Raw genomic sequence first — 16,113 nt, 5'->3', positions numbered from 1 at the left:
TCGGACGAGGGGTGGTTTGGCCCCCTCCGATCAGACGCTCACCGTCTTGCCGCCGCGACCGGATCGCTTGCGGCCTTCCTCGGTCAACTCCTTCTTACGGAGCCTGATCTTGGTCGGGGTGATTTCGACCAGCTCGTCCGACTCGATGTATTCGAGCGCGATCTCGAGCGTGAGCTCGCGGGGGGGCTTGAGCAGGACGTTCTTGTCCGAGCCGGAGGCCCGCATGTTGGTGAGCTTCTTCTCTTTGCAGGGGTTGACGACCATGTCGTCGCCCCGCGCATTCTCGGCGACGATCATGCCGGCGTAGATATCATCGCCCGGCTTGACGAACATGGTCCCGCGCTGTTGCAGGCTATCGAGGGCAAAGGCAACCGCCTGACCGCGCACCATGCTGATCATCACGCCGTTGCTCCGCTTGGGGATCTCCCCACGGAACGGCTGATAGTCATGGAAGTTATGGTGCATGATGGCCTCACCCTGCGTTCCACTCATCAGCCGCGTACGGAGGCCGAGCAGACCGCGGGCGGGAATCATGAACTCGAGGTGGGCATAGGCGCCGCGGACATCCATCTTGGCCAGCTCGCCGCGCCGCGCGCCGACGAGTTCCATGACCGGTCCCATCTGACCGTGGGGGACGTCGACCACGAAGTACTCGTAGGGCTCGTGCTCGACCCCGTTCATCCGCTTCATGATGACTTCGGGCTTGCCGACGGCGAGCTCGTAGCCTTCACGACGCATCGATTCGATGAGCACGGACAGGTGGAGCAGTCCGCGACCCGACACCGTGAACGAGTCACGCTCTGCCGTCGGCTCAACCCGGAGCGCCACGTTGGACCGCAGCTCGCGATCGAGCCGATCCTTGAGGTGGCGCGACGTCAGGTACTGGCCCTCGCCGGTGAGCGGCGAATCATTGACGGTGAAGAGCATGCTCAAGGTCGGCTCGCCGACCTCGATCCGCGGCAGAGCTTCGGGTCGGTCCGTCGAGGCGATCGTATCGCCGATATCGACCGATCCGAGCCCGACCAAGGCGACGATGTCGCCGGCCTCGGCGGTCTCAACCTCAACCCGTCCCAGCTTCTCGAAGACGAGCACGCTGTCGATCGAGCCGGTCGTGGTCGCGTTCTCGGCCTTGATCAGAACGGCTTTCTGGTTGCGCTTGACGCGGCCTGAAGCGATCCGGCCGATGGCGATCCGGCCGACATACTCCGAGAAGTCGAGCGTGGTGCAGAGCATCCGGAAGGGAGAGTCAGGATCGACTTCCGGCCCTGGCACCTTCTGGACGATCAGGTCGAGCAGGGGGCGGATGTCCCCCGAGGTCGCCTTCGGGTCATGCGAAGCGAACCCGCCTCGGCCCGAGGCGTAGATGTAGGAGAAGTCGAGCTGGTGTTCGTCGGCGTCGAGATCGACGAAGGTGTCAAAGATCTCGTTCAAGACCTCGTGAGGGCGTGCATCGGGGCGGTCAATCTTGTTGATCACCACGATCGGCCGGATCTTGTTGGCGAACGCCTTCCGCAAGACGAACTTGGTTTGGGGCATAGGCCCCTCAAAGGAGTCGACCAGGACGAGTGCCCCGTCGGCCATCTGCAAGGTTCGCTCGACCTCACCGCCAAAGTCGGCGTGCCCGGGCGTGTCAATGATGTTGATCTTAACATCGCCGTAGTTGATCGCGATATTCTTGGCCAGAATCGTGATACCGCGTTCACGCTCCTGGTCGTTCGAATCGAGGATGCAATCGCCTACAAGTTGGCTCGCCCGGAATTGGCCGGACTGACGGAGCATGGAATCAACCAGAGTGGTTTTGCCATGGTCAACGTGGGCGATGATCGCCACATTTCGGATGTCGTCGCGTCGAATCATTGGGATGGAGTCCGCCGAGAAGGGGGCGGGCCTTGAGGGATGGGCATACGGCGAACACTGCCGAGGGATTCAGCCTGTTCCAACGAATCATAGCGATCCGAACCCCGATCGGCAAGGGCGGATTGTATGTCAGTCTTGTCTGCGCAAGGATGAGTGACCTCGATCAGGCTGATTCCAAGGCGGCGGAATCCGCGGGAGTCGCGGGAAAACTTTGGCGAATCTCACCGATCAGGTAGGTCGTTTTCGACTGGGATTCATAGTAGGTCCGCATGATCATCTCGGCGAGGACGCCCATCAAAATGCTCTGCACTCCCATCATGAAAAAGAAGACGACGAGAAGCGGGAGTGGCGTTTCGATGAACGTTTTTGCCTTGTCGCCGGTCAAGGCGGTGTGGAAATATTTGTAATAAAGCATTCCGCCGAACATCAGGAAGCTGAGTGCGAGCGACCAGAGTCCGATCTTGCCGAAGAGATGGATCGGGCGCTGGGCGTACCGCTGGTAGAAGATGATCAGGATCAGGTCGAGTACCACGTTGAACGTTCGCCCGAGGCCGTATTTGGTATGACCGGCAGTGCGAGCGCGATGATGAACCTCGAGCTCGGTGACCCTCGCCCCTTGCCAGGTGGCGAAGACGGGGATGAACCGGTGCATCTCGCCGTAGAGGCGGACCCCTTCGAGCACGCGGCGGCGGTATGCCTTCATCGTGCAGCCGAAGTCATGGAGCGGCACGCTCGAGAGCCGGGCCACCAGCCGGTTCGCCACCCACGAGGGGATCTTGCGAGAGACGAACGCATCCTGCCGCGCCTTCCGCCAGCCTGACACCACGTCAAAACCTTCGTCGAGCTTCTCGAGCAGGCGCGGGATATCGGCCGGATCGTTCTGAAGGTCGCCGTCCATCGGGATGAGGATGTCTCCTCGCGCCAGGTCGAGGGCCGCCGAGAGCGCGGCGGTCTGCCCACAGTTCCGGCGCAGGAAAACGACCCGGACGTGTTCGGGATCACGATCTTGAATCTGGGCGAGTTGCTCCCGAGTCCCGTCGCTCGATCCATCGTCGACGAAGATCAACTCATAGCGCAACGCGAGCGCGCTAAGAACCTGGTGCAGCTCCCGATGGAGCGGCCCCACATTCTGAACTTCGTTATAGACCGGGATCAGGACGGACAGGTCGAGCGACGGAGCATCGTTCGCTCGACCGGTCTCGGTCGATTGGCTCGCCATGTCAGAGGTCAGCCGCCGAGGTATTGGAGGAGGTAACGCCGACTGATCACCAGCGATTCGAGTCGCTTCTCGAGGGAGCCTTCGAAAGCGCGGTCCTCGACCTCGATCGCGACCGGTCCGTCGTAGCCGACGTCGGCCAGCGTGCCGAGAAACGGCCCCCAGCGGACGTCTCCCTGGCCCGGAATTTTCGGGGTGTGCCAGAGCTTCGGAGCGCTCAGCACTCCGTGATCGTTGAGTGCCGCGTGCTCGATCCGGGCATCCTTAGCGTGGACGTGGACCAGTCGCGCGGCGAACTCCTTGAGCGGCGCGAGGTAATCCATCTGCTGCCAGATCATGTGCGACGGGTCGAAGTTGAGTCCAAAGCTGAGGCTCGGGATCTCCGCGAACATCCGCCGCCAGATCGCCGGAGTCGTCGCGAGGTTCTTGCCCCCGGGCCACTCATCGCTCGAGAAGAGCATCGGGCAGTTCTCGATGCCGATCCGAACCCCGCGCTGCTCGGCATGGTCGACCAAGGGGCGCCAGACCTCGAGAAACTTCGGCCAGTTCGCCTCCACCGACAGGGCGGGGTCTCGACCCACGAACGAGTTGACCACGTTGATCTTCAACTCCGCGGCGGCGTCGATGACCCGGTGCAGATGAGCGATCGCCTGCTCGGACTCGGCGCGATCGCTCGCGAGCGGATTGGGGTAATAACCGAGCCCCGAGATCGTCACGCCGTGCCGGGCGGTGAGGTCCTCCACGCGCTTGATCGCGGCGGGCGAGAGGTCGGCCGCGTCCAGGTGGGAAACCCCCGCATAGCGGCGCTCGGCGCGGCCGGTCGGCCAGCACATCACCTCCACGCTCGAAAAGCCAGCCTCGGCGGCGAAGCCGAGCACCTGGTCCAACGAATACTCCGGAAGTACCGCCGAGACAAAGCCGATTTTCATCCCCGAACGTTCCCCTCTTTTAGATCAGGATCAATGGCGAGGCGACTGTCCACTGGGCGAGCATTGTTCCCTATTGTGGGACCTCGAGCCTGCCTTCGCAACCCGCTGCGAAAGATCCCTCGGATCACGTCTCCGGACCATCACGTGACCGCCCCCGGGCTTCGTTTGTCCCGTGCGCTCAAATTCGAGCGAGTCCGAGAAACATCCCAGCGACCAACCCGACCAGGTGGGCGGCGTTGGCGACATTACCGACCGCGCCCGAGAAACAGAGGACGAGCCAGAAGAGCATCATCTGGACCGTCCGGTAGTCGAGCGTCATCCCCAGCTCCGGCTCCTGCCGCCCCCGCATCCAGACATACCCGAAGACCGCGTAAACCACCCCCGACATGCCGCCGAAGAGGGCAAGCTCATGGCCGATCCGCACGTCATAAAAGAATTCGCCCAGGTTTGAGGCGATCGCCGAAACGAACACGACGGCCGCCAAGCTGGCTGTCCCTCGTCGGACTTCGACCAAGGTACCGAGCGTCCAGAGCCACCACATGTTGAACAGAATGTGAAGAATGTTGAAGTGAATAAAGATGGGGGTGATGAGCCGCCAAACCTCGCCTTGCAAGATCGGACTGAGACCGAGCGAGTGGCGGATGCCGAGTTCGTCAACGACCTGCACGCTGAAGGCGAGGAAATTGACGGTGGCCCAGCCGTAAGGGCCGTTTTGGAGCAGGTAAACGACCACGGAGATCGCGATCAGAGCGGTCGTCAAGGGGCGGCGTTTGAGGGTCGGACGGTTCAACTGCCCGGAGAGGTCGCGGACGTTCTTGCGGTATTGGCGATCGAGCCGGTCCGCTTCACGACGGATGGATTCCGCCGATTGCGCCGCGACGTGGTAACGCGCGTCGTGAGGATCCTTCAGGAACTGTTCGAGCTCCTGTTTCGCCAGCGGGATCTGGTCCTCGTGGTGAACCCAGACGGCTGCGCCCTCGGGGCGACTGTCAACCTTGGTGGTCACCCCCAGGGTGAGTAGATGGTCGGTCAGTCTCTTGGGGTCGAGAGTCGGCGGCAGCGTTCCGATTTGGCGCAAGGCATCGTTCCTCGGAAATGCGGAGGCTCCGCGTCATGATCGATTCCCAAATGAGCGTCGGCGTCGATGGAAACCGACGGCGACGGACGCTCCACCGTACCAAACGGGCTGGGGCGCACGTCAAGCGCCTTGGGGCTCATGACGCCGAGGTTCCCCGCCCTGGAGGTGTTCCGGCGACCGTGGGACGCGCGTGAATCGACCAACTTCACGTGAGCTTTTTGAGGATCTGCTTCCCGTAAACCAGGCGCATCACCGACTCGACGAATCGGTTGAACATGGCAAACGGAAGCGGCATCGGGCGACGAATATCGACGATCAAGACGACCCGATCCCCGGCGCATTCATTATAGACTTCATGGTTCCAGCTATCGTCGAACAGGATACTCTCTCCCACTTTCCAGGTGTAGTGCTCGTCCTTGATCCGGATCGAGGGCGGATTCTCGTCCGGGACAACGAGACCAAGGTGATAGCGGAGATATCCACGGTACGGTCCGTGATGGGCGGGGATCGCCTTGCCGCCGTCGAGGATCGAAAAGAACGCTTGAAACAGGCCAGGCACCTGATCCAGCAACTTCGAGGTCTCGGGGCATTTCGCCCGATTCTCGAGCGGCTTCTCGCCCATGATATAGAGGTAGAAAATCTTCCAGGACTTCTCGGGATCACCGACCGCCGAGATTCGCTTTTGCATTTGGTCGAGATCGTGATACCGAGGAATGAGCGACTTCTCCGGGAGCAAGGCCAGCAACTCCTCGCGGATGACCTGGGCCTGGAGGTCCAGCGCAGCCAGGGGAGGACAGGTCGCCGCCTTATCGAAGAAGACCGGCCGTCGCGGTCCCCCGGTGTGGAGGTCGAAGACGGAGTTTACGACATCGAGAATTCCGACTAAATTGATATAATTCAATCGAAGTACCCTACCGTTTGCGTCCTCGACGGCCGCGTTGTTCCCACCATGTCGGCGGTCAAGGACCCACCTTGAGTTCACAGGATTGTCGAAACACGAAGGAACCCACTTGCCGGAATTTCCTTCCTGGGTCACACAATCCCCTTAAGCTGCCTAGCTAATCAGAATGGGAATCGGCCAGAAAAGCAAGCGTTTGACGGTTCGATCTCCCGCCAATAAACTCGGCCGCCACCCCTGTGATCCACTCCAACTACTTACAGGGATTGGTGGTTGGATCGATGATAAAATGGGATGATCGATCAGGGACGCGGCTCCCCACGCCTCATCGACCCGCATCGCCATGAGGCGTTGATTGATCGATCGATCGGCTTGTCTCATTGGGTTTTGAAGACTCCTTTTTTCGAAAGTAGGAAACGTTTGTGGCAAATCGGGACCTGGGTCGAGATTCGAGTGACCTCGCCGCGTTTGGTTACCGCCAGCGGCTGGATCGGACCCTCGGCAGTTTTTCCTCCTTTGCCGCCGGGTTCTCGTATCTCTCGATCTTGACCGGGCTGCCGCAACTCTTCTACCTGGGCTACGGGGCAGGGGGCCCTGCCTTTTTCTGGACCTGGCCGCTCGTCTTTGTCGGCCAGTTCTTTGTCGCGCTCTGCTTCGCGGAGCTCGCGGCCCGATACCCCCTGGCGGGGGGAGTCTACCAGTGGTCGAGGCAGATCGGCCCGGCTTGGGTTGGTTGGATGGCGGGGTGGGTCTACCTGGCCTGTGCGGTGATCACGCTGGCGTCGGTGGCCCTGGCGCTTCAGGCGACCCTGCCGCAGATCTCGCCCTGGTTCCAGATCGTCGGCCGGATCGACAGCCCGGCCGATGCCGCGCGAAATGCGGTTCTCCTCGGCTGTGTCCTGATCGCCTTCAGCATGCTGATCAACGCCGTCGGCGTTCGGCTCCTCGCCCGAATCAATAACGTGGGCGTGTTCGCCGAGATGGTGGGCACGCTGCTTTTGATCATTCTGCTGACGAGCAAGGCGCGACGGGGAATCGGCGTGGTCTTCGACACGCAAGGCCGAGGGGGCACCGGGCCGTTCAGTTACCTCGGACCGTTCTTCGCGGCGGCCTTGATCCCCTCCTTCGTGATGTACGGCTTCGATACTGCGGGCTCGCTGGCGGAGGAGACCAACGACCCGAGGCGCCGCGCTCCACGCGCCATCCTGGGCGCACTGGCGGCCGTGGGAGGGGCCGGGGCCCTCCTGATTCTGGGAGTCTTGAGGGGGGTCGAGAATCTTGCGGATCCCCAACTGGGCCAGATCAGCGGGGGGATGCAGCATGCCATCAAGCAAATCCTCGGTCCGTTCCTGGGCATGCTGCTGCTCTGCGTTGTGGCCCTGGCGATCCTGATCTGCACCTTGACCGTACACGCGGCCGCCGTTCGATTGGTCTTCTCGATGGCTCGCGACAACAATCTCCCGTTCTCGCACGCCCTGGCCTGGGTTTCCGGCACCTCGCGAACGCCCGTGCTGCCGGCCATCCTGCTCGGCCTGTTCGCCGCCTTGATCCTCGGGGTGAACGTGAATTTCCCGCAAGTCATCGAGGTCCTGGTCTCGGTCTCGATCGTTTGGGCCAACCTTGCTTATCTCCTGGTAACGATCCCCATGTTATGCTCACGGCTCCGACGCGGGGCGACCGAGACGCGTCCCCTCGAGCCCGGAATCTTCAGGCTGGGCCGGTGGGGACTCTTCGTCAACTTCGTGGCCGTTGTCTGGGGCGTCCTGGTCGTGATCAACATTGGCTGGCCGCGGCAAGAGATCTATGGGACGATCTGGTATCGTCGTTACAGTGCTCCGATCGCCACGGCCCTCCTCTTGATCGTCGGCGCCCTCTTCTACCGACAGATCCGACGCGGGGAGGACCGTGTGCTCGAAGCGCACCGGGCTCCTGAAAACGATCACAAACACAAACGCGAACCGCACGAGTCTACCGGCCGACGAACGATTGGCTGATGTGGCAAGGTCACGAGGAAAAGAGCAGTTCCCATGCAGGATCCGTCAAAAAAGAGGAAGCGTCGCGGCAATCAGGACGGCATCCGTCCTGCCTTATGGTTTGCGGCCTGGTGCGTGCACTTATATACAGCGCTCGGTTTGGTGATCGCGGCCTGGATCGCCATGCTCCTGGTCCGCGGCGGTCCCGACGCGTTTCGACTCGTCTTCCTGCTCATGCTGCTCGCCACCTTCGTCGATGCCACCGACGGCACCCTGGCGCGAAAAGTTCGGGTCAAGAAGGTCTTGCCTAACTTCGACGGCAGGAAGCTAGATGATATCACTGACTTCTTGACATATACCTTCTTGCCACTGATGCTCATCTGGCGCGCGGATCTCTTGCCCGCCGGCACCAACGGCTGGTTGGTCTTGCCCCTGCTCGCCAGCGCCTATGGGTTCTGCCAGGTCGAAGCCAAGACCGACGACGGCTACTTTCTCGGGTTCCCGTCGCTCTGGAACATCGTGGCCCTTTACCTCTACATCCTGCAACTCCCCGGCCTGTTTGCGCTCGGCGTTGTGATCGTGCTCAGCCTGCTGACGTTTGTGCCGAGCCGCTACCTCTATCCGTCGCAGCCGGGAGCGTTCAACATGCTGAACAACGTCCTGGGCGCGGCTTGGGCGGCGTTTTTGACCTGGCTCCTCGTTCAATTGCCCGCGGCCCAAGTCCCGCCCAGTCAGGGTTCGATGTGGAATCTCGCCGTGGCCTCGCTGTCGTATCCGGCATTTTATATGCTCGCATCCTGGTTGATTACGCTCAACCACTGGCGGAAGCCGCGACACACGCTTGAGCCCGTCGGCGCGGGCGCCGGCCACCTGCCGACGCACTGACTCACCCTCCAACAGGCCAGACTTTTTTTCCGGCGTAACCCTGTTCAGAGCGGTTTGATGGCTCGGTTGCGTTTCCTGGGACCGTGGGGGCTCTGCCCCCATTCTTGAATCCTGTCCGGAAGGATCGGTACCAGGCCTCCGAAAACCGCTCTCGATCGATCCACCCACCTGGCGATCACGATGAACACCCCATCATCCCTTCCTCGTGAGCCCCGCCTTGTCGGGTGCTTTCTCAAAAACTCAGTGAGTCGACTTGCCGCAAGCTGGGCCGTCGCCGTCGCTCTGACGGCCGCGGCCCCCGCTGACGTTGAGTCCCTGATCTTCACGCCGTCGGGCTTCGATCGCCCCGGCCTTGTCGCGATCGCCCCCGAAGACTCGAGGGCGCATCTGGAAATCGTGGTCCTGGACAAAACCAAGGGGAGCCCCACCCCTTGCCGGCTCAACGTCATCGGGGCCGACGGCCAGTACTATCAGCCGGCGGACGGTCCGCTTACGCCCTACAGCTTCACGGGTGAATGGCCGAAAAGCGGTAAAGGGAATCGTCAGGGAAAGGCGCCAATCCGTTACCTCGGACGGTTTTTCTACAGCCTGGGGAAGGTGGAAATCGCTGTCCCGCCGGGCGCGGTCCGGGTCGAAGTGTGGAAGGGGTTCGAGTATCGGCCGCAGACGTTCAGCACCCGGGTCGTCGCGGGCGAGCGGAGGCAGGTATCGATCGCCCTGGAGCGGTCGGTCGACATGGCTGCGCAGGGATATGACTCAGGCGATACCCATCTGCACTTTAAGCGAGAGAATGACGCGGACGACCAGGTGATCTTCGACTTGCTGGAAGCGGAGGATATCCGCTATGGCAGCCCGCTCGGATACAACGAGCCGGCCGGCCCTTACGTCGGAGTTCGCGAGCGGCTCGACTATCCCCAGCTCCGCGGGCTCGGGTCGAAGTCCGAGCGTCGTCGTGGCGACTTTCGGATCCTTTCAGGCCAGGAGTATCGCAGCTCGACGTATGGGCACTTGAACCTGTTCCTTCGTGACGATCTGGTCCTCGAGGGCCAGAGCCTGAACGCCAATAACTGGCCGCTGTACGGCCTTGTCTCACGTGAGACGAGGCGGCACGGCCAGCGCACATCAAATTGCCCATGTTTCCAGGGAAAAGTCGGCCGTTTGGCCTCAGAAGAAGCCGATTTTCTACGACAGAATTCGCAGAAAACCCTTGATTTCAAGCAATTTGATGTGCGCTGGCCGTGGACGAGGCGGCGCGGTGGGTTTGCGATCATGGCCCACGGAGGTTACGCCCAGTCGATCTACGCGGACTACGTTCAAGGGGATCTCGACGGTGTCGAGCTCCTCCAGTTCGGCGTTTATCGAGGGATCGGGATCGACGACTGGTATCGGATCCTCAACATCGGCTACCGCTTTCCCTGCGTTGGGGCAAGCGACTACCCCGCCTGTCGCAAGCTCGGGGACAGTATCACCTACTCGGCTCGCAACGGCGCCGACGCCCCCGACTTCGCCGGCTGGCTCCGAGCGACCTCCGAGGGCCGCAGCTTCGTGACGACCGGCCCGCTGCTCCTCCTCGAAGTGGACGGGCAGCGGCCAGGCGCCTTGATCCAGAATGAGGGAACCGCTCCTCGAAAAGTCCGTGCCCAGGTCAGGGTGCTCTCGGCGGTCGCCCCGGTGACGAATCTGCAACTGATCGTCAACGGCCGCGTGCTTGAGGAACTCAAAATCCCGGCGCACCAAGGGCAGGGAAACTGGCTCGAGTTGAACCGGGAAGTTGCGCTCGAGTCTTCATCCTGGATCGCCGCCCGAGCGTTCGGGACCGCGAGCACGGGTTCGCCCGATGCCGAGTCACATACCAATCCGGTTTACGTCTATCTCGACGGTAAGGCTCCCTTCAACCGGTCCGACCTCGATACCCTGGTGGGCAAGCTCGACGGCCAGATGGAGACGCATCGCACCCGCGACTTTCCGGAAAAGGCGAAGGTTCTCGACTACTTCCAGAAGTCGCGCGACATCTTGACTAAGATTCGCGAGCGGGGCGGCCTGGGCGCCGAGGGGGTTCCCGCCGCCTGGATCGAAGCCGAGACCCCGGCGCGGATCGATCCCAGCGCTCGAACGCACACCAAGGAAGCTCTGGGCGAATTCTTGAAGCCACTCCACCCGAAACCCGCCGCCGAGGCGCTCAATACGTTTGAGGTCATCGATGGGTTCCGCATGGAGCTGGTCGCGGCCGAGCCTCTGATCCACAGCCCGGTCGCAGGTGCGTTCGACGAGAACGGCAACCTGTACGTCGCCGAGATGACGGACTACCCGTTCAAGCCCAGAGCGGGTCAAAAACCGCTCGGCGCGATCCGCCTCCTGCGTGACCTCGATGGCGACGGCCAGTTCGATGAGAGCCACGTCTTTGCCGACGGCCTGCTCTGGGCGGCGGGAATCGCCCCTTGGAAGGGGGGAGTCTTCGTGACCTCGCCGCCGGAGATCTGGTACATGAAGGACACGGATGGCGACCACCACGCCGACGTGCGCCGAAAGGTTTATACCGGATTCGGCACCGGCAACGAGCAAGGCATGCTGAACAACTTGACCTTTGGGCTCGACCACAGGATCTACGGCTCGACTTCGGTGAACGGCGGGACCATCAAGTCCGCAACCGACCCGAATGCGCCCGCGGTCGCGCTCGCCGGCAAGGACTTTCGGTTTGACCCGAGGAACGAGGCGCTCGAGGCGATCACCGGGACAGTTCAGTTCGGCAACACGTTCGACGACGATGGGAACCGTTTTCTTTGCAGCGAGTCGCGTCCCCTGATGCACGCGGTTCTCCCACTCGATGCGCTGGCACGAAACCCGTTCCTCCCGGTCGCCTCGGCGCTCGAGAACGTGGGCGGGGGGAACGTGCCGATCTTTCGGATCAGTCCGCTTGAAGGCTGGAGGCAGATCCGCTCGAGCCGGCGGATTGCCCACGGCGAGCGGTCGGCGGATTCCGCGGGGGCCAGCCACCATGTGGTGGACGCCGCCTCGGGGGTCACCGTCTACCGCGGTGCGGCCTACCCGGAAGCGTTCTACGGAGACGTCTTCGTCAGCGATGCTCAGAACAACCTGATTCATCGGATGCGGCTCAAGCCCAATGGACCGACGTTTACATCCAGTCGGGTTGATGAGAAGACCGAGTTCGTCCGGTCGTCGGACAACTGGTTCCGGCCGGTGAATTTGCTCAACGCGCCTGATGGCACGCTGCACGTCCTGGATATGAGCCGCGAGATTATCGAGGCGATCCACATCCCGCTCGACGTCATGGAGCACCTCGACCTGCGACGAGGACGCGACCAAGGCCGGATCTACCGGATCGCCCCCGTGGGCTTTCAACCCCCTCCAACTCCGCGTCTCGGTTCTGCAACTACGGAAGAACTCGTCGCGGTCCTCGAGAATCCGAATAGCTGGTGGCGCGAGACGGCGCATCGGCTGATCTTCGAGCGACAGGATCGGTCGATCGTACCCTCCCTTCGCCGACTCCTGGCCGCGGGCAAGCAACCGGTGACACGAATCCATGCGCTCTGGTCACTTGATGGATTGCAGGCGTTGACCGCGGCCGACTTACTTGCCGCGATGGCGGATCCCTCACCGCGGGTCGTGGTGCAAGCGATCCGCCTGGCTGAGCCGCAACTCGACCGATCGCCCGCGGTGTTCGCGGCCGTCTCCGACCATGCCAACGACCCCGACGTCCGCGTCAGGTTCACGGTCGCGCTTCATCTGGGCGCATCGAACCAGTCGCTCACGGCGGTTCCCCTCGCCGCGATCGCACACCGTGATTCCGCCAACTCCTGGATGAGGCTGGCGGTTCTGAGCTCCTCGGCGCCTGTGGCCCACTCGCTTCTCACCGACCTGGCGAACGATCGAAGGTTTGCGACTGACCCGACCGGGCAGGCGTTTTTGGTTCAGCTCGCCGGAATCATCGGTGCTCGGCGGCAACCGGACGAGATCCAACGCACCCTGGCAACCATCGCGTCGCACGCGGACGACTCCACCGACTCCGCGCTGGCGAAGGCGCTCTTCCTGGCGCTGGGCGGCAGTGTAAGACAGGCGGGGGGACACCTGAGCATCATTGAGCCTCCCGCCACCAAGCTGGACCATTTCGTCGCCGGAGTCTTCGATCAAGCCATCAAAGAGACGGGGAATGACGCCCTGGAGGTCGGTCGTCGGCTGAAAGCGATCGAGCTCCTGGCTTGCGGACCGTTTCCCCTCGTCCACGCTCCGCTGGCTCCCTTGATCGACCCGCGCCAGCCCGAGGCCGTCCAAATCGCGTCACTGCGTGCCCTGGCCGGCTTCGACGAGCCGCAAATCGCCGAGCTTATCCTTGCCAACAATCGACAACTCGTCCCGTCGGTTCGTACCGAGGCGGTTGCAACGCTCCTGGCCCGTGAATCCTGGACCTTGGCATTGCTCAAGGCGATGGCGTCGGGGGCCGTTGATCCTGGTCAGATCGACCAGGCGCGGCGCCCGCTGCTCGTCAATCACAAGAACGAGGAGCTTGCCGCCCTGGCCCGCGTTGCGTTTGGAAAGGAGCAGGCCGTTCTGTCCAGCGATCTGCAAGCCACAATCAAGGCGGCGCTGAAGCCGACCGGCGATCGGCGCCGCGGCGAAGAGGTTTTCATAAAACAGTGTATGACCTGTCACAAGGTCGGCGACAAGGGGCACGCCGTCGGCCCGGACCTCACCACCACCCAGTTCCGTGAGCCTGAATCGTTCCTTACCCACGTTCTTGAGCCCAATCGTTTCGTGGCCCCCAACTATGTGCAATACATCCTGGGCGATCGCGGCGGGCGTGTCTTCACCGGCTTGATCGCGTCGGAGACGGCTTCGAGCGTCACCATCCGCCGGGCGGATGGGGTTGAGGATGTGATCCTTCGGAGTCAGATCGACGAGTTGACCAGCACCGGCAAGTCGCTCATGCCCGAGGGGCTCGGGTCGAAGCTGACCCCGCAGGAGTTGGCCGACCTGGCGTCCTTCGTGCTGGCGTCCCCCGCAAAAGTCGCGGGGGACGAGAAGCTCGATGTTGGCTCATTGCCGGGACTGGTCGAGCCGGAGAAATGAACATGTCATCGTCACGGGCTCGACCGCGGCACCGTCGTGAGTTTGAGCGTCGGAGGCAGGAGTTGGGGGTGGTGCCTGCCGGCAAACCCATGGACCAGATCCATGCGACCGCTCCCCTTCGTCTCGCGGACGATGATGAGTGTGGCCATGCCGTTGGTGTCCTGGTTCAGGAAGTCGGCCAAGGCTTGCCCCGCGATCGAACGGGTACCGCTGAGTACGCCTTGGATGATCTCAAACCGACCCAGCAAGACGACCTTGTCGAGGGCGAGCGCCGCGCCTCCCGAAAGGTTGGCCGGAGCATTTTCCCAGCGAATCGAATCCTCTCCCCAACCGTCGAGCGATTCGTCACTCAGGCCGTACACGCTGAACGTTGCATCGGGCACCTCGGAGGCGAACCCTAGCTCGCTTGGGGCAAACGTGAGACTGAGTGTCGCCTCGACAACCTTGAGGTCGGCGATGGGTGAAAGGTCCATCCCGAGATAGGCCTTTCTCCCGTAGTCGTCATTGGTGGTGTTTTTGACGAGGAGCAAGGCTTCTGGGCCATTTCCCATCGGGATGGGTCGACGAATATAAGCGTCTTTGCCGCGCCCGGTGGCTGTGGAAATCTGGAGTAATCGGGTTTCCGCGTCGCCCCGTTTGAGGTCGCGATCGGCCGAGGGTCGTTCGACCATCGGGTTGAACCTCGCGAACGAATCGGGCGAGAATCGCAGGTTTTCCCCGCTCCGCATGTGCGCGAGTTTACCGGTCTTGAGATGGTGGACGTCCACCAGGCCCTCAAAGACTTGGACGTCGGCCGCCTTACCCTTGACGACGTTGACACCGAAGGCGGTGCCGAGATCCTCGATCAAGGCGGTGGGCGTTTTCACCGTGAACCCAATGGCGTCGGGGGGCACTTTGGCGACGAGCCGCCCCGCGTGCAAGACGCAATGGTCCGGAGTGACCAGTTCCAGGTCCGCGGGCGCTTCCAGGGTGATCTCCGCGCCGTTGGCAAAGGTGATCTTGGCCAGCCCCTCCGCCAGGCGCAACCGGCCGGCCGGGAGTTTTGCTCCCGACACCGTCGGCAGCGATCCTCCGTCCCACTTGCAGGCTTTCGCCTCGGCGAGCGTGGCCACCGTGGGCGGTGTCCGGACGCGCCATGGATTCAGACCGATCCCGAGTCCCAACAACAACGCGGCCGCTGCCGCCAGACCGGCGATCCGGAGCGATTGCCGCGGACCCCGGCGCGAAGTGTCCCGAGGCGTCTTCAAGGGGGATTGGTCTCCCCCCACCAACGACAAGGTCGCTGGCAGAAACGCGGGCTCGGCCGCCGCCCAGTGCAGCGAGGCATGCTGATGGAGGTACTCGACGTAAAACCGTCGAGCATCGGGGTCGCTCAAGACCAGCGATTCGAGCCGAGCCGCGGAGTCGACGGTCAACCGCTCCTCAATGGCTGCTTCGCAAAGCGCTTGAAGTTCATCCCAACGCCCGCTCATGTTCGTTGTCCTTGCGTCAGTGTCTGGGTCACACAGTCATGAAGCGTGTGACGGATCCGGCTCAGCGAGCGGTAGACGGCCGCCACGGTCCGGCCAAGTTCCTGACCGATCACCTCGACCCCCCGGCTCTCGCCGTATCGGGTGCGGAGGAGACGACGGTGAGGCTCGGGGAGTTTTTCAATGCAATGAGCCAGTGCACGGGTGCGCTCCTCGAGTCGATCCGCCTCGGCGGTCGACTCGGCGGCGATCGCTTCCAGGAACTCGGGAGTGAATTCGAGCCGGTCGCGCCGCTTCCGCTTCCGCCAGGCCATCGTCTGGTTCAGGGCGACCCGGCAGGCCCAAGCGGCGAAATTGGTGCCACTCTGAAAATGGTCAAACTCCCGCCAGAGCAGAAGATTCGTCTCCTGAATGATCTCCTCGGCGTCGTTCAGACTGGGCACCATGCTCATCACAAACACAAAAACCTTGCGCTGATTTTGGCCGAGCAGTCGGACGAACTCGTCCACCCGTTCCGACGAGGACGGGACCGCTTTTTCGCCGTCGGATTTGGTTTCATGGAAATTCAGCATGCCATCCTCCTCGCTTCACTTATAAAACAAAGTGCCCCAAAAGACAATTTTGGACAAATCTGAGGTGGCTTGCGTAATCTTGGAATCTAAGCCATTACCCTATTATGATTTAGAATAATTGCGATTTTCAGTGTCCAATCTGTCCGGTTTC

General features: G+C 62.2%; 10 protein-coding genes. 3 read left to right on the top strand and 7 right to left on the bottom strand.

Translation table 11 applies throughout. The features are described 5' to 3' along the window. Positions 1 to 30: 30 nt before the first annotated feature. From typA to BUS42_RS08820, 5 genes are all read right to left on the bottom strand, one after another. On the bottom strand, positions 31 to 1,857 hold the full coding sequence (gene typA / locus BUS42_RS08840) for a translational GTPase TypA (protein WP_074306593.1): 1,827 nt from the start codon (positions 1,855 to 1,857) through the stop codon (positions 31 to 33). 163 nt (positions 1,858 to 2,020) lie between these two features. Beyond that, complete coding sequence (locus tag BUS42_RS08835; RefSeq protein ID WP_074306592.1) at positions 2,021 to 3,076, bottom strand: glycosyltransferase family 2 protein; 1,056 nt, start codon at positions 3,074 to 3,076, stop codon at positions 2,021 to 2,023. Between the two features lie 8 nt (positions 3,077 to 3,084). Next, positions 3,085 to 4,002, bottom strand: coding sequence for a sugar phosphate isomerase/epimerase family protein (locus BUS42_RS08830; protein WP_074306591.1), 918 nt, complete (start codon positions 4,000 to 4,002; stop codon positions 3,085 to 3,087). A gap of 178 nt (positions 4,003 to 4,180) precedes the next feature. After that, complete coding sequence (locus tag BUS42_RS08825) at positions 4,181 to 5,080, bottom strand: rhomboid family intramembrane serine protease (RefSeq protein ID WP_074306590.1); 900 nt, start codon at positions 5,078 to 5,080, stop codon at positions 4,181 to 4,183. A 205-nt stretch (positions 5,081 to 5,285) separates the two neighbouring features. Further along, positions 5,286 to 5,981, bottom strand: a complete 696-nt coding sequence (locus BUS42_RS08820; RefSeq protein WP_083670108.1) for an aspartyl/asparaginyl beta-hydroxylase domain-containing protein — start codon at positions 5,979 to 5,981, stop codon at positions 5,286 to 5,288. Positions 5,982 to 6,400: 419 nt separating this feature from the next. Between BUS42_RS08820 and BUS42_RS08815 the strand changes: the two genes are divergently transcribed. The 3 genes from BUS42_RS08815 to BUS42_RS08805 all read left to right on the top strand — a co-directional run bounded on the left by BUS42_RS08815 (position 6,401) and on the right by BUS42_RS08805 (position 13,921). Then, positions 6,401 to 7,972: an amino acid permease gene (locus BUS42_RS08815; RefSeq protein WP_074306589.1), complete on the top strand. Its 1,572-nt coding sequence runs from the start codon at positions 6,401 to 6,403 to the stop codon at positions 7,970 to 7,972. A gap of 33 nt (positions 7,973 to 8,005) precedes the next feature. Then, a complete protein-coding gene (locus BUS42_RS08810) occupies positions 8,006 to 8,836 on the top strand; it encodes a CDP-alcohol phosphatidyltransferase family protein (protein ID WP_074306588.1) in 831 nt (276 codons plus the stop codon). Positions 8,837 to 9,079: 243 nt separating this feature from the next. Beyond that, positions 9,080 to 13,921, top strand: coding sequence for a PVC-type heme-binding CxxCH protein (locus BUS42_RS08805; RefSeq protein ID WP_254053399.1), 4,842 nt, complete (start codon positions 9,080 to 9,082; stop codon positions 13,919 to 13,921). An 11-nt stretch (positions 13,922 to 13,932) separates the two neighbouring features. On the opposite strand, the gene BUS42_RS08800 is transcribed toward BUS42_RS08805, so the two are convergent. Both BUS42_RS08800 and BUS42_RS08795 read right to left on the bottom strand, forming a co-directional pair. After that, positions 13,933 to 15,393: a FecR domain-containing protein gene (locus BUS42_RS08800; RefSeq protein ID WP_074306587.1), complete on the bottom strand. Its 1,461-nt coding sequence runs from the start codon at positions 15,391 to 15,393 to the stop codon at positions 13,933 to 13,935. Then, positions 15,390 to 15,962 (bottom strand): sigma-70 family RNA polymerase sigma factor, encoded by a 573-nt coding sequence (locus BUS42_RS08795; RefSeq protein WP_143206273.1) that lies wholly within the window; start codon positions 15,960 to 15,962, stop codon positions 15,390 to 15,392. The genes BUS42_RS08800 and BUS42_RS08795 overlap by 4 nt, the downstream gene beginning before the upstream one ends. Positions 15,963 to 16,113: the final 151 nt, after the last annotated feature.

The sequence above is a fragment of the Singulisphaera sp. GP187 genome (assembly GCF_900129635.1).
Taxonomy (GTDB): Bacteria; Planctomycetota; Planctomycetia; order Isosphaerales; family Isosphaeraceae; genus Singulisphaera.
This window is presented reverse-complemented; position numbering and strand designations above follow the sequence as displayed.